The organism is Marinobacter sp. LV10R520-4, assembly GCF_002563815.1.
Taxonomy (GTDB): domain Bacteria; phylum Pseudomonadota; class Gammaproteobacteria; order Pseudomonadales; family Oleiphilaceae; genus Marinobacter.
This window is the reverse complement of record NZ_PDJM01000001.1, coordinates 2,980,128-3,000,420: the sequence shown is the minus strand read 5'-3', so window position 1 is coordinate 3,000,420 and position 20,293 is coordinate 2,980,128. Positions and strand designations below refer to the sequence as shown.

General features: G+C 55.2%; 19 protein-coding genes. 11 read left to right on the top strand and 8 right to left on the bottom strand.

All coding sequences use genetic code 11. The features are described from left to right. Window positions 1-57: 57 nt before the first annotated feature. Complete coding sequence (gene rpsB / locus ATG98_RS14610) at window positions 58-801, bottom strand: 30S ribosomal protein S2 (RefSeq protein ID WP_098417884.1); 744 nt, start codon at window positions 799-801, stop codon at window positions 58-60. Between the two features lie 269 nt (window positions 802-1,070). Between rpsB and map the strand changes: the two genes are divergently transcribed. From map to dapE, 6 genes are all read left to right on the top strand, one after another. Next, window positions 1,071-1,841, top strand: coding sequence for a type I methionyl aminopeptidase (gene map, locus ATG98_RS14605; protein WP_098417883.1), 771 nt, complete (start codon window positions 1,071-1,073; stop codon window positions 1,839-1,841). Continuing rightward, window positions 1,842-4,487 carry a [protein-PII] uridylyltransferase gene (locus tag ATG98_RS14600; RefSeq protein ID WP_098423663.1) on the top strand — a complete coding sequence of 882 codons (2,646 nt, stop codon included), beginning with the start codon at window positions 1,842-1,844 and terminating at the stop codon, window positions 4,485-4,487. Then, window positions 4,484-5,689 carry a succinyldiaminopimelate transaminase gene (dapC, locus tag ATG98_RS14595; RefSeq protein WP_098423661.1) on the top strand — a complete coding sequence of 402 codons (1,206 nt, stop codon included), beginning with the start codon at window positions 4,484-4,486 and terminating at the stop codon, window positions 5,687-5,689. Before ATG98_RS14600 ends, dapC begins: the two co-directional genes overlap by 4 nt. Further along, on the top strand, window positions 5,689-6,033 hold the full coding sequence (locus ATG98_RS14590) for an ArsC family reductase (RefSeq protein ID WP_098421603.1): 345 nt from the start codon (window positions 5,689-5,691) through the stop codon (window positions 6,031-6,033). The genes dapC and ATG98_RS14590 overlap by 1 nt, the downstream gene beginning before the upstream one ends. 73 nt (window positions 6,034-6,106) lie before the next feature. Then, entirely contained in the window at window positions 6,107-7,135 is a 1,029-nt protein-coding gene (gene dapD / locus ATG98_RS14585) for a 2,3,4,5-tetrahydropyridine-2,6-dicarboxylate N-succinyltransferase (RefSeq protein WP_098423659.1), read from the top strand. An 11-nt stretch (window positions 7,136-7,146) separates the two neighbouring features. Further along, window positions 7,147-8,295 carry a succinyl-diaminopimelate desuccinylase gene (gene dapE, locus ATG98_RS14580; RefSeq protein WP_098423657.1) on the top strand — a complete coding sequence of 383 codons (1,149 nt, stop codon included), beginning with the start codon at window positions 7,147-7,149 and terminating at the stop codon, window positions 8,293-8,295. Between the two features lie 56 nt (window positions 8,296-8,351). On the opposite strand, the gene ATG98_RS14575 is transcribed toward dapE, so the two are convergent. Then, complete coding sequence (locus ATG98_RS14575) at window positions 8,352-8,570, bottom strand: SlyX family protein (protein ID WP_098417878.1); 219 nt, start codon at window positions 8,568-8,570, stop codon at window positions 8,352-8,354. 122 nt (window positions 8,571-8,692) lie between these two features. On the opposite strand from ATG98_RS14575, the gene ATG98_RS22860 reads away from it, so the two are divergent. Further along, on the top strand, window positions 8,693-9,283 hold the full coding sequence (locus ATG98_RS22860; RefSeq protein WP_098417877.1) for a cold-shock protein: 591 nt from the start codon (window positions 8,693-8,695) through the stop codon (window positions 9,281-9,283). Window positions 9,284-9,397: 114 nt separating this feature from the next. On the opposite strand, the gene ATG98_RS14565 is transcribed toward ATG98_RS22860, so the two are convergent. The 3 genes from ATG98_RS14565 to ATG98_RS14555 form a co-directional block, all read right to left on the bottom strand. Beyond that, on the bottom strand, window positions 9,398-9,772 hold the full coding sequence (locus ATG98_RS14565; protein WP_098423655.1) for a hypothetical protein: 375 nt from the start codon (window positions 9,770-9,772) through the stop codon (window positions 9,398-9,400). A gap of 62 nt (window positions 9,773-9,834) precedes the next feature. After that, window positions 9,835-11,196: a hypothetical protein gene (locus ATG98_RS14560; protein ID WP_098417875.1), complete on the bottom strand. Its 1,362-nt coding sequence runs from the start codon at window positions 11,194-11,196 to the stop codon at window positions 9,835-9,837. A 59-nt stretch (window positions 11,197-11,255) separates the two neighbouring features. After that, the gene (locus tag ATG98_RS14555; RefSeq protein WP_098423653.1) at window positions 11,256-11,696 is read right to left on the bottom strand and encodes a VOC family protein; all 441 of its coding nucleotides are present in this window, start codon (window positions 11,694-11,696) and stop codon (window positions 11,256-11,258) included. Window positions 11,697-11,808: 112 nt separating this feature from the next. On the opposite strand from ATG98_RS14555, the gene ATG98_RS14550 reads away from it, so the two are divergent. Beyond that, on the top strand, window positions 11,809-12,705 hold the full coding sequence (locus ATG98_RS14550) for a DUF1853 family protein (protein WP_098423652.1): 897 nt from the start codon (window positions 11,809-11,811) through the stop codon (window positions 12,703-12,705). Between the two features lie 39 nt (window positions 12,706-12,744). Here ATG98_RS14550 and ATG98_RS14545 read toward each other — a convergent pair whose 3' ends face one another. Continuing rightward, the gene (locus ATG98_RS14545; protein WP_098423650.1) at window positions 12,745-13,929 is read right to left on the bottom strand and encodes a tRNA-queuosine alpha-mannosyltransferase domain-containing protein; all 1,185 of its coding nucleotides are present in this window, start codon (window positions 13,927-13,929) and stop codon (window positions 12,745-12,747) included. Window positions 13,930-14,131: 202 nt separating this feature from the next. Between ATG98_RS14545 and ATG98_RS14540 the strand changes: the two genes are divergently transcribed. After that, on the top strand, window positions 14,132-15,589 hold the full coding sequence (locus tag ATG98_RS14540; protein WP_098423648.1) for a protein adenylyltransferase SelO: 1,458 nt from the start codon (window positions 14,132-14,134) through the stop codon (window positions 15,587-15,589). A gap of 36 nt (window positions 15,590-15,625) precedes the next feature. Here the strand turns inward: ATG98_RS14540 and ATG98_RS14535 are convergent, their stop codons facing one another. Further along, window positions 15,626-17,146, bottom strand: a complete 1,521-nt coding sequence (locus ATG98_RS14535) for a fumarate hydratase (RefSeq protein ID WP_098423646.1) — start codon at window positions 17,144-17,146, stop codon at window positions 15,626-15,628. A 203-nt stretch (window positions 17,147-17,349) separates the two neighbouring features. Here ATG98_RS14535 and ATG98_RS14530 point away from each other — a divergent pair, with 203 nt between their 5' ends. After that, window positions 17,350-18,123: an enoyl-CoA hydratase gene (locus ATG98_RS14530; RefSeq protein ID WP_098423645.1), complete on the top strand. Its 774-nt coding sequence runs from the start codon at window positions 17,350-17,352 to the stop codon at window positions 18,121-18,123. A 17-nt stretch (window positions 18,124-18,140) separates the two neighbouring features. Here the strand turns inward: ATG98_RS14530 and ATG98_RS14525 are convergent, their stop codons facing one another. Beyond that, window positions 18,141-18,653 (bottom strand): hypothetical protein, encoded by a 513-nt coding sequence (locus ATG98_RS14525; RefSeq protein ID WP_228706152.1) that lies wholly within the window; start codon window positions 18,651-18,653, stop codon window positions 18,141-18,143. 291 nt (window positions 18,654-18,944) lie between these two features. On the opposite strand from ATG98_RS14525, the gene ATG98_RS14520 reads away from it, so the two are divergent. Continuing rightward, window positions 18,945-20,270 carry an RNA-guided endonuclease InsQ/TnpB family protein gene (locus ATG98_RS14520; protein ID WP_228706151.1) on the top strand — a complete coding sequence of 442 codons (1,326 nt, stop codon included), beginning with the start codon at window positions 18,945-18,947 and terminating at the stop codon, window positions 20,268-20,270. Window positions 20,271-20,293: the final 23 nt, after the last annotated feature.

The following is a 20,293-nucleotide window of genomic DNA, read 5'->3' as shown; positions in this document are numbered from 1 at the left end:
GCACGCTTTGAATCTCAGAGCAAATCTAGCGTTGCTCTCAAGCTTCTCTCTAAAGCCTTATTCTGCAGCAGGCGCTGCGCTTGGAGCTTCTTCGCTAACTTCAACAAACTCGTCTGCGCCAGCGTTGGCCGATTCCAGGCAGGTGTCAGCAACCGCTTTCACGTAAATCTGGATAGCACGGATAGCGTCATCGTTACCCGGAATGACGTAGTCAACGCCGTCAGGGTTACTGTTGGTGTCAACCACACCAATAACAGGAATGCCCAACTTGTTGGCTTCTTTAATAGCAATACGCTCGTGGTCAACGTCTATCACGAACAAGGCATCGGGCAGGCCGCCCATATCCTTGATACCGCCAATGGAACGCTCAAGCTTGTCCATTTCGCGGCTGCGCTCAAGTGCTTCTTTCTTGGTCAGCTTGTCGAAAGTACCGTCTTTGCTATGGCCTTGCAGTTCACGGTAGCGGTGAATCGACTGACGAATGGTTTTGTAGTTGGTCAGCATGCCGCCCAACCAGCGGTGGTTCACAAAAGGCTGACCTGAACGCTCTGCTTCTTCTTTAATGATTTTCGCAGCGGCGCGCTTGGTACCTACGAACAGAATCTTGTTCTTGTTCTCGGTTAGCTGCGCAACGAATTTAAGAGCATCGTTCATAGCTGGAACGGTCTGTTCCAGGTTGATGATGTGAATCTTGTTACGGGCGCCGAAGATGTACTTCGACATTTTTGGGTTCCAGTAGCGAGTCTGGTGTCCAAAGTGAGCACCTGCTTTAAGCAGGTCACGCATATGTACTTGAGCCATTATAGTTACCTTGTAACTTCGGGTTAGACCTCCACGAATCCGATTGCACCAACCTATGTGCGATTTTCAACAACCGCAGGCACCCTGGAGCAACGTGTCGACCCGTGTGTGAATTTGCTGGATTTGTTTCCAGCGGGCGCGTTTATATCATATTTATGGTGCGTAATGCCATTAGTTTTGTACCGGAGCTGCTTGTCCTCTGAAGTTGTACCTTATGGCCATGGGCCTTAAAATAGACGCTCGATTCATTTCTTTTAATAGGAAAGCTGATGCAGGTCACCATCAAGACCCCGGAAGACATAGCAAAAATGCGCGTAGCCGGACGGCTGGCCGCGGAAGTTCTGGAGATGATCGACGAGCACGTCAAACCCGGCGTGACCACCGAACATCTGAACCGGCTCTGCCACGACTTCATTGTGAACGAGCAGCAGGCTATCCCTGCGCCGCTGAACTACAATGGCTTTCCAAAATCCATTTGCACCTCGGTAAACCACGTGGTTTGCCACGGCATTCCCACCGAGCAGAAAGTGCTGAAAGACGGCGACATCATCAATATTGATATCACCGTCATAAAAGATGGCTACCACGGCGACACCAGCAAGATGTGGGCGGTGGGCAAACCCAAGCCCGGTACCGAGCGGCTAATCCAGATTACCCAGGAATGCCTGTATAAAGGTATAGACCTGGTTAAGCCCGGGGCCCGCCTGGGCGATATCGGCCACGTAATCCAGCAGCACGCTGAAAAGCACCGGTTTTCGGTGGTGCGCGACTATTGTGGCCACGGCATTGGCCAGGTGTTTCATGAAGAGCCCCAGGTAATGCATTACGGCAAACCCGGCACTGGTCTGGAACTCAAGGAAGGAATGATTTTCACCATCGAGCCGATGATCAATCAGGGCAAGTACCACACCAAACTGCTGCCAGACGAATGGACTGCGGTTACCAAAGACCGCAAGCTGTCAGCGCAGTGGGAACACACCATTCTGGTGACTGCTGACGGTCATGAAGTGTTGACCAAACGCAAAGAAGAGTCGCTCTAAATGGCACCGGGCGAGCTGGAACACCGCATTAGCCATGACGCTTCACCGGTTTCCGCCGCCCGCACGCTGTTACAGGAGCGACAGCAGGCAGACGCAGCCGCTTTTGAACAGGGCGCAGATGTTCGAGCGCTGGTAAAAGCGCGCTCTGACACGGTCGATACGGTATTGCGCCATATCTGGAATCGCTATCCATTAGCGCAATCCAACAACGTGGCGCTGATTGCCGTAGGCGGTTACGGCCGCGGCGAGCTGCACCCCTACTCGGACATTGACTTGCTGATTCTGACCCGCACGGGTACCGACCCCGAATGGCGCGATGACCTTAGCGCGTTCATTACCCTGCTGTGGGACTTGAAGCTGGACATTGGCCACAGCGTGCGCAGCATTAACGAAAGCACCAATGCCGCTCGGGGCGACATCACCATTCTGACCAACCTGCTGGAAACCCGCACCATCGCCGGGCCAGACGATTTACGCAGGGAGCTGTCAGAGCTGGCGTTCTCGGATGAAATAAGCACCGACCGCGAGTATTTCATTGCCAAGCGTGCCGAACAGGAAGAGCGCCACACCAAGTACAGCAACACCGAATACAATCTGGAACCCAATATTAAAGGCGCCCCCGGCGCGTTGCGCGACATCCAGACCATTGGCTGGATTACCAAACGTCATTTCGGTTTGCACAGCACTGCTGACCTGACCCAGTTCAGCGTATTGACCGACGACGAGTACCAGGTCCTGCGCAAGGGTGAAACCCTGCTGTGGCAGTTGCGATACGGGCTGCAGCTGTTGGCTAAGCGCAATGAAAACCGTCTGCTCTTTGATCACCAGCGCGGCCTGGCCAGCATGCTGGGCTATCAGGATGAAGGTGGGCGCCTGGGCGTTGAAATGATGATGCAGTCCTACTATCGCGCAGTGCTGGCTCTGGCCGAGCTAACCGACGTGATTCTGCAACATTATGACGAGGCCATTCTGGGCAGCGGGCAGGAAGATATTATCCAGCCCATCAACAAGCGCTTCCAGACTCGCAATCACTACATTGAAGCCATCAACAACCAGGTATTCGCCTACGCGCCCTTCGCGATTATGGAACTGTTTGTGCTGATGGCGCAGAATCCGGCCATTCGCGGCATTCGCGCCACCACCATTCGTTCACTGCGGGCTCACCGCCACCTGATTGACGACGCCTTCCGCTCGGACCTGGCGGTGACCTCGCTGTTTATGGAGCTGCTGCGCACGCCAGACAAGCTCGACCAGACTCTGGTTACCATGAAGAAATACAGCGTTCTAGGCCACTATCTGCCGGAATTTGGCCGCATTATAGGGCAGATGCAGCACGACCTGTTCCATATTTACACAGTAGACGCGCATACCATGGGCGTTATCCGCAACATGGTGCGCCTGCACAACGCCGCCAGTAGTGAAGACTACCCGCTGGCCTCAAGGCTGATTCATCGCTTGCCAAAATTGGAAACCCTGTTTATTGCCGGGCTCTATCACGATGTGGCCAAAGGCCGCGGTGGCGATCATTCAGAGCTGGGCGCGATTGACGCCGAAGCCTTCTGCAAGCGCCACCACCTGAGCGATCGCGACACCCAGCTGGCGTCCTGGCTGGTGGAAAATCATCTGCTGATGTCCATGACGGCCCAGCGCAAAGACATTTCCGACCCGGACATCATCCACGAATTCGCCCGCGCCGTGCTGAGTCAGGCGCACCTGGATTACCTGTACATTCTGACCGTGTGCGACATCAGCGCCACCAATCCGAAACTTTGGAACACCTGGCGTGCATCGCTGTTAAGGCAGCTGTATGTCGAAACTGAAAGAGCCCTGCGCCGCGGCACCGACACCCGCATAGATCGCCAGGAGTGGGTAAACGCTACGCAATCCGAGGCCCGCGAGATTTTACGCGCCCAGCATTTCAGCGACGCCCAGATTGATAACCTATGGAACACGGTGGACGAAGATTATTTTCTTCAGGACTCCACCATCGACATCGCCTGGCAAACCGCGGCCATTATCCGCCACGGGGATGATGCCGACCCGCTGGTGCTTATTCGTGATACCCGCGGTGGCCCGACTGACGGTTATTCACAGATTATCATTTATATGAAAAACCGCACCGCTTCGTTTGCCGCCACAACGGCGGTGCTGGAGCAGTTAAATCTGAACATTGTGGATGCCCGTATTAGCTCTAGTGACGGGCCTCGGTCTATCAGCTCCTACGTGGTACTGGACGACCACGGCCAACCCCTGGGCATAGATCCGGATCGCAAAGAACGGGTAAGAAGGCGGCTGATTGAAGAACTGGACGACCCCGAGGACTACCCGGACATTATCCACAGGCGCACGCCAAGGCAGTTGAAGCACTTTGCTTTTCCTACCGAGGTACTGCTGTCTAACGACCGCTTTAACCTGCGCACCGTGGTGGAAGTGGTCACCCCCGACCGCCCCGGCCTGCTGGCTCGTATCGGTCAGATTCTTTTGGAACACCGGGTACGCCTGACAACCGCAAAAATTGCCACTTTAGGCGAACGGGTAGAAGACGTATTCTTTGTGACCGACGAAAACGGTGACGCGCTATTCGACCCCGCTGCCTGCCAGGCCTTGCAGGACGACTTGTGTAAAACTTTGGATAACATTCGATGAACCCCGATTTAGACCGACTTCACCCCTACCCGTTTGAAAAACTGGCACAGCTGAAAGCCGGCGTAACCGGGCCCGCACACCTGGCGCCCATCTCCCTTGGCATTGGTGAGCCCAAACACCCTGCCCCGGCGTTTATAAAGCAGGTCGTAGCAGATAATTTAGCCCGGCTTGGTAACTACCCCACCACAAAAGGCACGGACGAGCTGCGCGAAGCCATCAGCCAGTGGGCCACAAAGCGCTTTACACTGGCACCGGGTTCGCTAACCGCAGCCCACCACATAGTTCCGGTGAACGGCACCCGCGAAGGCATTTTCTCGCTGGTGCAGGCGGTGGTCGACCGTAGTAAGGCTGCCACCGTGGTCAGCCCCAATCCGTTTTATCAGGTCTATGAAGGCGCGGCTTTCCTGGCCGGTGCCACACCGGTTTACCTGGCCTGCGACGGCAGCAATAGCTTCATCCCGGATTTTAATGCGATTGACCCGCAGGTCTGGCAGCAGTGCCAGGTTTTGTTTTTATGCTCGCCGGGCAACCCCAGCGGGTCAGTCATTCCGCGCGCCACCCTGGCCCGGGTGCTTGAATTGGCTGATGAGCACGACTTTATTGTGGCGTCTGACGAGTGCTATACCGAACTCTACCCGGATGAAGCCAACCCGCCTGAAGGCTTACTGCAAACTTGCGCCGCCATTGGCCGCAACGATTTTGCCCGCTGCGTGGTGTTTCACAGCCTGTCTAAACGCAGCAATCTGCCGGGCCTGCGCTCGGGTTTTGTGGCCGGTGATGCGCGCATTCTTGAAGGCTTCCTGAAATACCGCACCTACCACGGCTGCGCCATGCCCATCCACAACCAACTGGCCAGCATTGCCGCCTGGGGCGACGAAGAACACGTAAAAGAAAACCGTCGCGCTTACCGCGCCAAATTTGAAGCCGTAGTGCCACTTTTGCGCCAAGTGATGGACGTCGATTTTCCAGACGCCGGGTTCTATTTATGGCCACAAACTCCGGCGGGAATGAATGACGAACTTTTCGCCCGTGAGCTTTCGGCCCAACAGAATGTGCACGTGCTACCAGGGCGCTACCTGTCGCGCACAGTGGATGGCTATAATCCGGGTGAAAACCGCATACGTATGGCGCTCGTCGCGCCATTACAAGAATGCGTTGAAGCAGCGGAGCGCATCGTAGCGTTCGTAAGGGCAAATTCGTGATAAAACTGTACGGCATTCGCAACTGCGACACGGTGAAAAAAGCCCGAAAATGGCTAGGCGAGAACGGCATTGAATACCAATTTCATGATTTCAAAAAAGACGGATTGAGCAGCGAACTGCTCGCCACCTGGGAGCATTCGGCCGGCTGGGAGACCCTGCTAAACCGCCGCGGCACTACTTGGCGCAAACTGCCAGAAGACATTCGCGAGAATATTGATGCCGCTTCTGCCCGCCGCGTCATGTTGGACAACCCTTCCATCATCAAACGGCCCGTGGTGGAGTTTCAGGGCGCGGTGACGGTCGGCTTTAATGCCGATGACTGGGCAGCGCGCTTTAAGCAATGACATTGGCCTGACATCGCAAAACATAATTCACTGACAACACGATTCACTGATAACAAACAGGAACACGCGTCTAATGAGCTTTGCATTCGGTATTGGTATTGGCACACAGAACAATCAGGGCGAATGGCTGGAAGTTTTTTATCAACAGCCTTTGATGATCCCCGATAAAACGCTGCTAGACGTGGTTCGCAGCGCTCTGGACTTTCAAGGCGGCAATCAGGCCATCAGCGCCAACGCCGAGCAACTTAGCCAGCTGGCAAGCGGCCTGCGTCAAATCGGCCAGACCGATCAGGCCGCGCTAGCCGAAAAAGCCGCCCGCAGCGAACGCCCGGTTGTCGTCACCTTACTGGAAACCGACGATGCCGCCAGCAGCACGCCCGAGGTTTACCTTAAGCTGCAGCTGATATCCCACCGCCTGACAAAGCCCCACAGCCTGAAACTAGACGGCATATTTGGCCTGCTGCCAAATCTGGCCTGGACCAACGAAGGCGCCATTGACCTGGCCGAGCTTCCTGAGCGCCAGCTGCAAGCGCGCCTTGAAGGCCGCACTCTGGAAGTGAAATCGGTAGACAAATTCCCGCAGATGACCGACTACGTGGTGCCTCAGGGCGTGCGCATTGCCGATACTGCACGGGTTCGCCTGGGCGCCTATGTAGGCGAAGGCACCACAGTGATGCACGAAGGCTTTATCAACTTCAACGCCGGCACCGAAGGCACCAGCATGATCGAGGGCCGTATTTCAGCCGGCGTGATGGTTGGCAAAGGCTCTGACCTGGGCGGCGGCTGTTCCACCATGGGAACCTTGTCTGGCGGCGGCAACATCACTATTTCAGTGGGTGAAAACTGCCTGATTGGTGCCAACGCCGGTATTGGTATTCCCCTGGGCGACCGCTGCACCGTAGAAGCCGGCCTGTACCTGACGTCCGGCACCAAAGTGGCACTGCTAGACGACGCAGGCAAACTGGTGGAAGTCATCAAAGCCCGCGATCTGGCCAACAAGTCAGACCTGCTGTTCCGTCGTAACAGTGAAAACGGTGCAGTGGAATGCAAAACTAACAAGTCGGCCATCGAGCTGAACCACGAACTGCACGCCAACAACTGATCGGGGCTTTTATGACTGCTTTACCAAATAAGGCCCTGTCACCGACCATCGAGCTGGCGATGAATCTAATTCGCCGGCGGTCGGTGACGCCCGACGACGCCGGCTGCCAGCCACTGATGATGTCGCGCCTTGCGCCTCTGGGCTTTGCTGAAGAAAACCTGCGCTTTGGCACCACAGACAATCTGTGGGCTCGAAAGGGTTTGGAAGGGCCGGTTCTGGCCTTCGCCGGGCACACCGACGTCGTACCCACGGGCCCGGAGAAAAACTGGGCAAACCCCCCGTTTGAGGCGGTTATAAAAGACGGCATGCTGCACGGCCGCGGCGCCGCTGATATGAAAGGCAGCCTTGCGGCTTTTGTTACCGCCTGCGAGCGCTTTGTGGGCAAGCACCCGAACCACCGCGGTTCCATTGCGTTGCTGATTACCAGCGACGAAGAAGGCCCCGCCGGCGATGGCACAGTAAAAGTGATTAAAACGCTGGAAGCCCGCAACGAGAAGATCGACTGGTGCCTGATCGGCGAGCCGTCCAGCACGGTTGAGGTGGGCGATGTGATCAAAAATGGCCGCCGCGGCTCACTGCACGGCTACCTGACGGTTCACGGCGTGCAAGGCCACGTGGCTTATCCGCACCTGGCCGAAAACCCGATACATAAAGTAGCACCGGCGGTGCACGATCTGGCGCAGGAATTCTGGGACAACGGCAACGATCATTTCCCGCCTACCACCTTCCAGATTACCAAGGTGGAGGCCGGCACCGGCAGTAATATCATTCCCGGCGAATGCCTGGTGCACTTCAATTTTCGCTACTGCACCGAAAACACCGCCGAAAGTCTGGCCGAGCGGGTAGTGGCGGTATTGCGGCGACACTCGCTGAATTACGACCTGCAGTGGCATTTGAGTGGCCGACCGTTCCTGACCGACAGAGGCGCGCTGGTGTCGGCGTCAAAAACGGCCATTGAAAGGGTCTGCGGCCGTGAAACCGAACTGTCTACATCTGGGGGCACGTCCGACGGTCGCTTTATCGCGCCTACGGGTGCTCAGGTAGTGGAACTGGGGCCCATAAACGCTACCATTCATAAAGTGAATGAATGCGTCAGCGCAGACGACCTGGACACCTTATCGCAGATTTACGAAGAAATTCTGGTGGAGCTTTTGGCCTGAAACGTACCTTGCCTGGCTCATACACGGGCCATGTAAAGCGGTAGCGCTCTGCTGCCTCAATAATGGGGCGGTGGGGTTTCTTCCTCTTCACTGCGAAGGTTAGAACCAGACACTTCTTTCAACTGCCTATGCAGTAACTGCTTGGCTTCCCACAGCTGACGCAGCTCCAGCTCCTGAGTCGCCATCTGCTCGCTCAGCGTGTTTATTACATCGTCCTGAAACGCAATCCGCATTTCCAGCTCGTCAAGCCGGTGTTCAAGTGGTTTATCCGTCATGGTTTTAGTGAGTTCCTGCCGTTATCTGTTAAGATGCCGCCTTCATGCAGCCGGAAGTGTCATTTTACCCCATATCCGGTTATTTATCGTTAGCGTTATCATTCAGGAGATTTTCAATTCACATGCGTAATCCAGCCAAAGCGATCGTTGCTGCTTTATTGATCGCGATTCCCGCTCCCTTTGTTCTCGGTTTTTTGCTGGCTTCCTTTACCCCGGAGCTGTTCCAGATTCTTTCCCAGTCTGAAACCAGTTCCGTGGCCAACAGCACCCCCTTCGTTCTGGGCAGCGCCCAGGGTATCGCCGCTTACGTGATTGCCGTGGTGATATTTGCCATTGCCGGTTTTATCACCGTTGCGGTCAGCGCCAAACAACCGAAAGCTGCGCCCGCTAAAGCCGCCCAGCCACGCGCACCTGCTGCGCCTCGTCGTGCCCCTGTACCGGCTCAAAAAAACGGTAACATGCACCACGACGACGATGACGACTTCGACGACAGCACTCCAGAGGGCGACGAAGAAGGCACCGTTAAATGGTTCAACGTGAAAAAAGGCTTTGGCTTTATTGTTCGCGACAGCGGTGATGAAATCTTTGTTCACTTCCGCGCTATTCGTGGCAGTGGTCGCCGCGTTTTGCGCCAAGGTCAACTTGTGCGCTTCAGCGTGATTGACGCCGACAAAGGCCTGCAGGCCGATAACGTGTCAATTCTCAGCGACTAACCCACACCAGGTTTTCATTCGCTGTTAGAAAAAAAGGGATGGAGCCACAAGCTCCATCCCTTTTTTAGTTTGATAATGTTATTAATTCCGCTCTTCTATTAATTCCGCTCTCAGTTAATTCCATATGGCCTGATGCTCACCACGCTCATCAATTCGCCACCATCTTTCTTCAGTGGCGTCGTCGCCTTCGGCCCAATTGCCCGGGCTGCAACGTAGCTCGCCTCCGATGGCGCGCCAGGCACTTCGAGCGCAATCCAGATCGCTGTTCCAGGGCAGCAGTGGTCCCTCAATCACCAGACACGTGAAACGTTTGCCAAAAGCACCCGGATAAAGCGACAACGACAACGGGTTGCCATTGTAACTGGCGTGACCTTTCACAAAGCCGGTTATGACTTCGTCATCCAGCGACACCTGGCCTAATTGATCAGACAGCCAGCGCGATACCGCCCCGGCTTCAAGGTCGCGTATATAAATTTCCAAATCCTGCACCCAAACAATCTCCCAACAATTTTAGAAGTGATGACAAGGGTTCAACACCTGCATCGTTGCGTCTAATGATGAACAGTGTGAACGCCCGCTGAATTCGCTGCAAGCCAACATTTCAGCTCGGCCTGCAAATCAGCAACGCCCAGCTTTCGCAAGCTTCCGCGCGCATCACGCTGGTGCCACTCGCCTGCTGCGACCTGTTGTTGCCAAACCAGCTTTTCCAACGCCAGATCCGGCTCGCCAATACTGCTCTGCCGCGCATGGGCCACCAGGCGCTGACACTCCAGAGTTTGGATTTGCGCCGCCAGAGCCGAAGCCTCGCTGCTGCCACGCAAGGCAAACAGATTCAAGCGTGCAGCCGCACGCTCCAACCACATCAGTAGCTTGCCCGGGCAGCACTCAAACCGGTGACGCTGTGCGACAGCGAAATCAATCGCCGCCGGCTCCAGCTCTATATTCCACTGGCGCTCTATCGCCGGCTGATGGGCCACCACAATAGCGTGGAGCTGGCCGGCGCCACAGGGCGGCAGCATCACGCTGGTCAGCGAGCGACCCAGGCACAGCTGTAGTTGATCAACATGCTGCACCGTGGCTTTCATGCGCTCATCAGCCAGCAGCAGCATAGGCCCGCCCCAGGCAGCCAGCACATCGCCCACCGCACTGCCAGGCCGGCCCACCAGCCGCAAAAGATCCTGCGGCGCTAGGCCATCCATCACCAACAGAGGCCACCCTCCAGAGTGTTGAAGTGAGCGCAGCCTGTGCCGGGCGCCTTCGGCAACCGTCAGCACGTCTGACTCGCAGCGCAAATTCAGTCGCTTGTAATCGATACCCAGCAATGGCAATACACTTTCCAGCCAGCGGGTTTTACCACCGCCCCGAGGGCCTTTCACCCACAACAATGTTGCAGGGTTTGTGCTGACTTCTACCGCTACGGTATGCGCAAGCTCAATCCAGTCCACCTGCGCCATCATCGTGGGCACACCGCCGGCGTTAGACGCTGCCTTCATCGTCAGCTCGTCAACGCCGGCTGGCCAGGCTGACACCCGTTCCAACACCGCAACGTACGCTTTTTCCTGCAAGCGTTCTGTTTTGTGGGTAAGGGTTTGCAGCAGCACCGGCCAGTCTAACCAGGGCGCGTCGTTCAACTCGCGCGCTCTGGCAAACCAGTGCACCAACTGGCTAGACAGCAAACCTTCCACAGACACCCCGGTAACAATCGGCTGTTCGCACTGCACCGTGCGCGTCAACTCGTCGAGGTCGATGCTGCAGGTTGTCAAAAAATGGCTGAGGGTGTGGCAACTGTCGAGCAGAGCCAGCAAAAAATCTTCAACGGTAATCGCCGCTCCGCCGCGCTGTAATACCAGCACACGAGCATTTGCCAGCGCATTCTGGCACTGCGGTGCCAGGCATCCTTGCCAATCGTCCATTCTTACTCTCCTTGTATGCCAAGCGCAGGAGTCCATTCCCGCGCTGATTATCTTATCCGTTACCAGCTGCCGCTGTTTTCCATACTGGCCCAGGGCTCTTGTGACGCAAGCGCTTCACCCTTCTGCAGCAGCTCAATAGAAATACCGTCGGGTGAGCGCACGAACGCCATATAACCGTCACGGGGTGGGCGGTTAATGGTGACGCCACCGGCTTGCAGGTGCTCGCACAACTGATAAATGTCGTCGACCCGATAGGCCAGATGACCGAAGTTTCGGCCGCCGCTGTACTCTTCCGGGTCCCAATTATAGGTCAGCTCCAACGACGGTGCGCGATCGGCTTTCACTCGATCTTCGTCGTCTCGCGCGGCAAGAAATACCAGGGTGAAACGGCCTTTTTCGCTGTCTTTTCGACTGACCTCTTTCATTCCCAGCAAGTCACAGAAAAAATGCAGGGTGTCATCCAGATTGCTCACCCGGATCATCGTGTGAAGGTATTGCATACTTTCTCCCGTTCTTTTCTATTGCTTAATGCAGCAAGTCTTCTCGGTTCGGCGGCCGCCCCGCAGAACACTCGCACCTTTATTAATAAACAGTTTACGGTATTCTGGGCGAATGGATGCAAACCTCGTCTCTCATTTAATCAACACTTACCGAACGCCGGCAATCAGGCATCTCGCATGGCTGTGCCAAACCCCACAACTGATGAGTTCACCAATCACCTTTGCACCGGCACAGTATCTGCCCTCGGACTATACCGATACTCTTAAAGCCTGGGATCAGGAAACAGAAACTGCACCACCCATGCTGCTTGAACCACCACAGCGCAGATTAGGCTTCTATTTCGAGCGGCTGTATCAGGTTTTGCTGGAAGACTTGCTCGGCTGGCCCGTCCTGCTAAAAAACCAGCAGATCCAGTCACGCGGGCGCACCATTGGCGAACTGGATTTCGTGGTGCGCAACCACGCAGACGACCGCATTGAGCACCACGAGATCGCTATCAAGTTTTATCTCGGCGTTTCAGAACTCACCGGCTCAAAGCTCTGGTACGGCCCCAATGCTCATGACCGGCTGGACATAAAAACAACCAGCCTGCTGGAACAACAGAGCCGCCGCACACAACTACCGGAAACTCTTGCCCTGCTCACAGAATCCCATATAACAGGCCCACTGACTCCGCGAATATTTATGCCGGGGTATCTTTTCTACCCAGACGACCAGCCCGTGGTAACGCCGGGTTATGTTCCAGCCGACCATTTGCGCGGGCGCTGGATGTACGCCCATGACGCAAGAGCCCTGAACACATCACATTGGGTTGTACTCAACAAACCTCACTGGATTGGCAACTGGTGTCAAAGCGAACAGCCGGATATCGAACATGTTCTGGAAGCGCTGGAACGTGTGGAAAGCAAAGTGGTTCCGCAGCTGTTCGCCATAATGCGGCCAGATCACCAAACGGGAAACTGGCTGGAAGCAGACCGGGTGTTTGTTGTGCCGGAAACCTGGCCGTGAATGGCGGCATTCTCTCGCAAGAACTCGATATTCACGGCTTCAAAAGATAACCTCTGACAGTAACGCCTTATATATCGGCTTCAATGTGCAGAGGCTGAAGCGCTGCACATCTGGCACTGTTAATCGCTCACCACGTAATCGCTCACCACGGCCATCCATAGCCTGCTTTTCAATCAACGCCGCTGCATGAGCCGCCTCGGCCGGAATGTCGTCGCCACAGTCCGGATACGAGTATTCCGCTGCAAACAACTCCGGATAAGCTTCCCTTGCCGGCACAATGGGCACACAACCAGCCGCCACAGCCTCAAGCACCGCCAACCCCTGAAACTCATGTAACGCAGTTGAAAGAATCACGTCTGCACTCCCCAGCCACTCGTAATAACCGATGCGACTCGAGGCATATCCAAACTGCACAAGCCGATGGGCAAACTGTTGTTGGATAGTCGTCATGGCTTCGGGGACTTTGCGGAAACTTTCACCAAGGACACACACCTGAAAATTCACCGCTCTGCGCTCAAGTTCCTGCAGAATCGCAAGCAGTCGGTCAGGGCCCTTGTCGTATTCCCAGCGCGCCGCCCACACAATCCTTAGAGGTGATTCACCAGGCCCGAGCTCAAGGCCATTGCGCCATAAACGCTCGCCCGCCTCAGGGTTCTGGCGCTCCGCTTCGTTGAGGAACACATGGTCATCGATGGGGACCGGCAGAACCCGGGATTTCACGGCAATGAGTTCGAGGGTTCCATTCGGGACACCATCGGGCAATCGCCGGAAGAGTTGTTGAATACCCTCAAGAAAGCTTCGCCGATTCCAGTCGCTGTTGAACAGAATAGCCTCGGCCGCAATAGCGCTGTATAGGTTCACCATTTGGGGGTCAATGCTGTTGTGCTGCCCATCGGATGCCGGATAGGCAAACTGGTTTTCATGCATGTACAGAAGCGCCGGCGTATGGGCCAGGTTCGGATGAAAACCCCGGACCGACGCCAGGTCGACCATAGACGTTACCAGCAGCAGATCCCAAGGCTCCTTCAACAGCGGTTCGTTCAGCCAGGTCAACGCATTACCTCGAATCCGCCAGCGGAAAAATCTCGGCGACAGGGCAAGCACATGCCATTCAAATTCCGGCTGGCTGAGCACCAACTGCTCTCTCCAGCGACGATGGCTGCCTGCGTCATAGGCCGAGAGCAGGAGTATTCTGGGTTTTCGAAGGGCAGGCGTTTTGGGCATGAAGGCATTTTGCCCTACTCGCGATTAGACAACCAGACACTCTGATACGGCTTCCGTGCGAGACAGCCCTTCCCGCTCAGTCAGGGCATCAATAGTTGGTTTAAAAGCACGGGAAGCCACGTTAAGATTCCTGTTGCTGATACGATGATGAACACACAATTTTATTTTTTCAGAATTCATGCCAGACGGGAGTATCAGTTTTATGAGTAGCAACGGTTTTCGCATAGAGCATCGCTACCTGGAACTCCCGGAGAGCTTCTTCACCCGCGTGCAACCCAGCCCGCTTAAAGACGCAAAAATGGTGTGTTTTAATCACGACCTGGCGCGGGAACTGGGTTTTCACAGTAACAACCCTGCCCAGTGGGAAAAGGTCGGTGGTGGCTCAGAGCTGCTGGACGGCATGGAACCGGTCGCCATGAAGTACACCGGCCACCAGTTCGGCATGTACAACCCGGATCTGGGCGACGGCCGCGGACTGTTGCTGTGGGAAACCATCGCACCAAACGGTCAGCGCTGGGACTGGCACCTGAAAGGTGCGGGCATGACGCCCTACTCCCGCTTTGGCGATGGCCGCGCGGTGCTGCGCTCTACCGTTCGTGAATACCTTTGCAGCGAAGCCATGCACGGGCTGGGCATTCCCACCACCCGCGCACTGTTTATGGTGAAAGCCAAAGACCCGATACGCCGTGAATCCATTGAAACCGCCGCAACGCTAATGCGGGTAGCTCACAGCCACATCCGGTTTGGCCACTTCGAATTTGCCGCTCATCACCAGGGCCCCGACACCGTAAAAACCCTGCTGGAGCACGTAATATCGCTGCATTTTCCGGAGCTGATCACACTGCCGGAACCCGAGCGCCATCAGCGCTGGCTCGAAACCGTGGTGGGCCGCACCGCGCGGCTGATCGCAGACTGGCAAACCGTGGGCTTCTGCCACGGCGTTATGAACAGCGATAACATATCGATTATTGGCGACACCTTCGATTACGGCCCCTACGCCTTTATGGACGATTTTGACGCCGGCTACATCTGTAATCACACCGACGAGCGCGGCCGCTACGCCTACAACCGCCAGCCGCAGATGGGCTTCGAAAACTGTCATTACCTGGCGCGAGCATTATTACCGGTGATGGGTGAAGACGCCGTACACGAAGGTTTAAAACACTATGAAAGCGCCTACAACACGCGTTTTTTGCAAAACATGCGGGACAAACTCGGACTGCAGCAGGAAGATGATAGCGACATGAACCTGATTATGGACACCTTCAGCATGTTGCAAGAACAGAAGGTCGACTTCACCCGCTTCTTCCGCGGCCTGTCGACGCTGTATGGCCGCGGCCACGGGCCGGTGCGCGACCTGTTTACCGACCGCGCCATTGCAGATGCCTGGCTGGGCCGTTACGAACAAAGGCTGAAGCAGGAAACTCAGGCTCACGATGCCCGGGAAGACGCAATGGGCCGGGTAAACCCGAAGTACATTTTGCGTAATTATTTGGCACAGCAGGTGATTCTGGAGGCGCAAAACGGGGATTATCAGCCGCTGGAGGAGCTGCTGGCGGTATTAAAGAAGCCGTTTGATGAACAAACCCAGTACGAAGAACGCTACGCTGCCCTGCCCCCGGATTGGGGCAAGGGCATGAGCATCAGCTGTTCGAGCTGAGCGTAACGCCGGGACAGATTTGAAATCTGTCCCCTTTTAGATTTCGACAGCCTTGGCGGCGATGATCTTCTTGTGCCACTCAGCCGGCCCTGTTTGGTGTACAGAAGATCCGCGGGAATCCACCGCAACCGTCACCGGCATGTCTTCCACGTCGAATTCGTAAATGGCTTCCATACCCAGTTCCGGGAAGGCCACCACTTCGGCGTGTTTGATGGCTTTTGACACCAGGTAGGCCGCACCGCCTACCGCCATCAGATACACCGCACCAAATTCGCGAATGGCATCAATTCCCGCCTGACCACGCTCGGCTTTACCTATCATGCCGGTCAGGCCGGTTTTTTCCAGCATGGTGTGGGTGAACTTATCCATGCGAGTCGCTGTGGTGGGGCCTGCGGGGCCAACTACTTCTTCGCGCACCGGGTCCACCGGGCCAACGTAGTAAATAAAGCGCCCTTTCATATCCACCGGCAGCTCTTCACCGTTGTTGATCATGTCCACCATTTTTTTGTGGGCGGCGTCACGGCCGGTGAGCATCTTGCCCGACAGCAGAACGGTTTCACCTGGCTGCCAGTCTTTTACGTCTTCCGGAGTCACGGTGTTCAGGTTCACCCGGCGCACGTTCTCACCCACTTCCCAGGTAATTTCCGGCCAGTCATCCAGGCTCGGCGGGGTTTGCAGTGACGGGCCATTGCCGTCCAGCACAAAGTGCGCATGGCGGGTGGCTGCGCAGTTAGGAATAATCGCCACCGGCTTGTTGGCCGCGTGGGTGGGGAAATCCTTCACTTTCACATCCAGCACTGTGGTCAGGCCGCCCAGGCCCTGGGCACCAATGCCCAGCTCGTTTACTTTTTCGAACAGTTCCAGACGCAGCTCTTCAGCGCGGTTTGACGCGCCGCGGGCTTTCAGTTCGTGAATATCAATGGGTTCCAGCAGCGCCTCTTTCGCCATTGCCATGGCTTTTTCAGCGGTACCGCCAATACCAATCCCCAGCATGCCCGGCGGGCACCAACCTGCGCCCATTTGCGGGATCATCTTCAGCACCCAGTCCACCACCGAATCTGACGGGTTCAGCATGGCAAACTTGGACTTGGCTTCAGAACCACCGCCCTTGGCCGCCACGTGAATGTCTACGGTGTTACCCGGCACAATTTTGTAATGAATAATCGCGGGTGTGTTGTCTTTTGTGTTCTCGCGCTTGCCGTCCGGGTCGGCCAATATCGACGCACGCAGCATGTTGTCCGGATGGGTATAGGCGCGACGTACGCCTTCGTTGATGGCATCGTCCAGCGAGGTTTCAAAATCCCACTTCACGTTCATGCCGACATTCACAAACACCGTCACAATACCGGTATCCTGGCAGATCGGGCGGTGGCCTTCGGCGCACATCCGCGAGTTAATCAGAATCTGCGCCATAGCGTCTTTAGCCGCCTGAGATTCTTCTTTCTTATAGGCCTCGTACACCGCCTGAATAAAATCCTTCGGGTGATAGTAGGAAATAAACTGCAGCGCGTCGGCTACGCTTTCAATCAGGTCTTCCTGGCGGATCAGGGTGGTCATAGTCGCCTCATCAACGGTCGTTATAAGAGTATATTGGCAAATCGAAAGCCAAAGTTTACCAGAAATTCATCCACGCGCGGGATCCGACCGTCGGCCAATTCGTTGCGCCTGTTGATTACTCAAAAGCGCTAAAATTCGTGAAGAATGCGATGAAAAGCGGTTAAGATGCATTGCAAACTAACAAAGAAGTATCGGGAGACACCGTGACAGACCCTATTCTGATTGAGAAAAAGGACCAGGTTTTAATCGTTCGCCTGAATCGCCCGGAGCGCAAGAACGCCCTTACCCACGCTATGTACACCAGCATGGCCGACGCAATCGATCAGGCCGAAGCCGACAAGGACATTCGCTGCATTCTGTTTACCGGCAGCAATGAGTGTTTCACCGCCGGCAACGATCTCAACGATTTCACCAAGGGCTTGCCCGGTGATTTCCGCGAAACCCCGGTGGGCCGTTTCCTGTTTGTGCTGGTTAACGCTACCAAACCGGTGGTTGTGGCGGTTAACGGGCCGGCGGTAGGCATTGGCACGACTATGTTGCTGCACTGCGACATGGTGATGGCAGGCACCAACGCCGGTTTCCAAATGCCATTTGCCAGCCTTGGCCTTTGTCCCGAAGGTGGCTCAAGCATTTTACTGCCCATGTGGATTGGCCGCGTACGGGCTGCTGAACTGCTGATGCTGGGTGGTCGTTTTAGTGCGGAAGAGGCTTTACGCCTGGGTATCATCAATCGCGTGTGCGAACCTGAAGACACGGAAGCGGTAGCCTGGGAGGCCTGTCAGAAACTGGCGGCACAGGCACCAGCGGCCATTCGGGCTACCAAAGAGCTGCTAAAACGGCCAAATCGGGAGGCTCTGGAAGAAACCATGCGGGTAGAAGGCGCGCTGTTCGGCGAACGCCTGAAGTCGCCGGAGGCGGCCGAATCCTTTCGCGCCTTTGTAGAAAAGCGTAAGCCAGACTTCTCACGCTTTAGCTGAGCCTGCTGAAACAGCGCTTAACCGGACACAGGTGGCAAGGCCACCTGCCTGCCGGCGGCCTGCAAGTTGCGGATAAGACGCCCCAGCGTGCGGGCAATGTCTTCCGCCTGGCCTTGATTAGCGCCTAGCTGAAACAACCGCGAGCCGTCCCTTGGGTCATACACCCAGCAAGTGGCCAGGCTTGGTTCGCAATCCCATTTTACCAACGGGCTAATGCCATAAACGTCAATCTGTTGGCTTTTGCGCAGCATAGTGCCTTGCTGACGGGTAATTTGCTGGACCAGCAGGCTGCTGTTGCGTTTTTCAACCTGGTAGCGAATGTCTGCTGGTTGATCCAACTGCACAAAGGTTTTGTCTTCGCGCCAACCTGACAACTGCAAAACACTGTTCAGGTGCATCAATAACGCCTGCTCCTCGCTGTCTGCCAAATACAGTTTTTTCAGATCAGCTGCACTTTGCCCTTCAGCGGCTTCAATGGTGGCTATTCGCGGCTGCGACAACACGGCCGGATTATTGGTCACCGCTGCCACAGCGCGATCTTTGCGCAGATTCTCTATCTCCGTAATGCGCTCCAGCGACTGTGTGTAGTACTGGCCCTCTTTGCCTGCGCGGGTGACATACGCCTCAAGCGAGGCCTGGGCCTCGTTTAACGAAATGAGCGGAATTCCAATTCAAAATCTTTGATTTAGTGTTGGATGGATAGCGATTATTTGGGACGGTCTTGGCTTTCGATATACACGCGAATTGCGACTTCTTTTCATCGAAAAATACGACTGTATAAATGATTGACACCAATTTGGTCAGGTCGTAATATTATTAACATGGACAACGAGAAATCAACCCACATTCGCACCCAGCAAATCCTCATTCGGAGGAATCACGAGGCGTTTCGCGGGGCCAGCGTTTGCACTCAGATTGTTCGCAGGATAAAGAACGCCACCTCTTATCTAATGCAGCACCATCCTGACGGCAAAGATCAGAGGCTGTCGCATCGCGACGCTGACAAATGGCTCAAAAGAAACAACTCGGAACTGTACACCAAGCTTCCAGCGGCTATTGCCCAGCGAAGCACGCAGATTGTCGGCCAGGAATGGACCTCTTATTTTGCGTCTCTGCGGGCGTACAAGAAGATGCCTTCCAACTTCAAGGCCAAGCCGAAGAAGCCTGGTTATGCCCACAAAGCGGCCACCGTGCACATTAGACGAAACGGCTTCAAGTTTGTTGACGGCACGTTGTATTTTGCCAACGGTGTATTGCCACCGATCAAAACGCAGTTTCGGTTTTCACAAAAATGGAACGCGTCTGTCGGCGACACCGTTGCGCTTGAAGTCAGAATTGTACCCAGGGGCAACTGCTTCATTATCGAAATCATCTACAACGAATCAAAAATTGTGGAGGCGGGCAACTTTTGCCGTCTTCTCGACCAATCCCGCAAGGCTGGGATCGATTTAGGCATCAACAACCTTATCGCACTCGCAACCGATCAGCCGGGCGTTCGTCCTGTTCTGATCAACGGTAAAGCGCTGAAATCGATCAATGCCTGGTACAACAAACGTGTGGCCAAACTTCGCTCCCAAGGCAAATACGCCCACATTCGCGCCGTGACCAATAAGCGCACTCGCCGGATAAAAGACCTGCTGCACAGAGCGTCCAGCAAGGTTGCCTCTTATTGCCTGGAAAACAATATCGGCACACTGGTTATCGGTTATAACAAACACTGGAAACAAGACGTCAATATTGGCCGCGTGAACAACCAGAAATTTGTCGGTATTCCGCACTCAATTTTGATTTCTCAAATCCAATATAAGTGCCAAGCTCTCGGCATAACCACCGTCATTCAGGAGGAGTCGTACACCTCCAAAGCCTCCGCCTTGAATAATGATTTCATGCCGGTTTACGGCAACAATCCTGAAAACGTCGTACCACTGTTCAGCGGAAAGCGAATCCGCCGAGGGTTGTATCAAAGCAAACACGGGATCATAAACGCCGACATCAACGGCGCTCTTAATATCCTCAGAAAAGCAACGGGTGAGGCCTTAGGGCTAGCCTGTAAGGGGTGTGTGTCCAACCCCATAATGATGGATCTTATGCCACACAAATCCGTCGTTATTAGAAGGGAAAATACTGCGCATCAGAACGCCGCGTAGTAGGTTTACCCAGATGCCAACTC

What these genes read in the sequence shown, in the direction of transcription:
- ATG98_RS14555 (WP_098423653.1), bottom strand. Translation starts at nt 11,696, where the DNA reads ATGCAATACCTTCACACGATGATCCGGGTGAGCAATCTGGATGACACC.
- map (WP_098417883.1), top strand. Translation starts at nt 1,071, where the DNA reads ATGCAGGTCACCATCAAGACCCCGGAAGACATAGCAAAAATGCGCGTA.
- dapC (WP_098423661.1), top strand. Translation starts at nt 4,484, where the DNA reads ATGAACCCCGATTTAGACCGACTTCACCCCTACCCGTTTGAAAAACTG.
- dapE (WP_098423657.1), top strand. Translation starts at nt 7,147, where the DNA reads ATGACTGCTTTACCAAATAAGGCCCTGTCACCGACCATCGAGCTGGCG.
- ATG98_RS14560 (WP_098417875.1), bottom strand. Translation starts at nt 11,196, where the DNA reads ATGGACGATTGGCAAGGATGCCTGGCACCGCAGTGCCAGAATGCGCTG.
- rpsB (WP_098417884.1), bottom strand. Translation starts at nt 801, where the DNA reads ATGGCTCAAGTACATATGCGTGACCTGCTTAAAGCAGGTGCTCACTTT.
- dapD (WP_098423659.1), top strand. Translation starts at nt 6,107, where the DNA reads ATGAGCTTTGCATTCGGTATTGGTATTGGCACACAGAACAATCAGGGC.
- ATG98_RS22860 (WP_098417877.1), top strand. Translation starts at nt 8,693, where the DNA reads ATGCGTAATCCAGCCAAAGCGATCGTTGCTGCTTTATTGATCGCGATT.
- ATG98_RS14550 (WP_098423652.1), top strand. Translation starts at nt 11,809, where the DNA reads ATGGATGCAAACCTCGTCTCTCATTTAATCAACACTTACCGAACGCCG.
- ATG98_RS14540 (WP_098423648.1), top strand. Translation starts at nt 14,132, where the DNA reads ATGAGTAGCAACGGTTTTCGCATAGAGCATCGCTACCTGGAACTCCCG.
- ATG98_RS14575 (WP_098417878.1), bottom strand. Translation starts at nt 8,570, where the DNA reads ATGACGGATAAACCACTTGAACACCGGCTTGACGAGCTGGAAATGCGG.
- ATG98_RS14535 (WP_098423646.1), bottom strand. Translation starts at nt 17,146, where the DNA reads ATGACCACCCTGATCCGCCAGGAAGACCTGATTGAAAGCGTAGCCGAC.
- ATG98_RS14545 (WP_098423650.1), bottom strand. Translation starts at nt 13,929, where the DNA reads ATGCCCAAAACGCCTGCCCTTCGAAAACCCAGAATACTCCTGCTCTCG.
- ATG98_RS14600 (WP_098423663.1), top strand. Translation starts at nt 1,842, where the DNA reads ATGGCACCGGGCGAGCTGGAACACCGCATTAGCCATGACGCTTCACCG.
- ATG98_RS14520 (WP_228706151.1), top strand. Translation starts at nt 18,945, where the DNA reads ATGGACAACGAGAAATCAACCCACATTCGCACCCAGCAAATCCTCATT.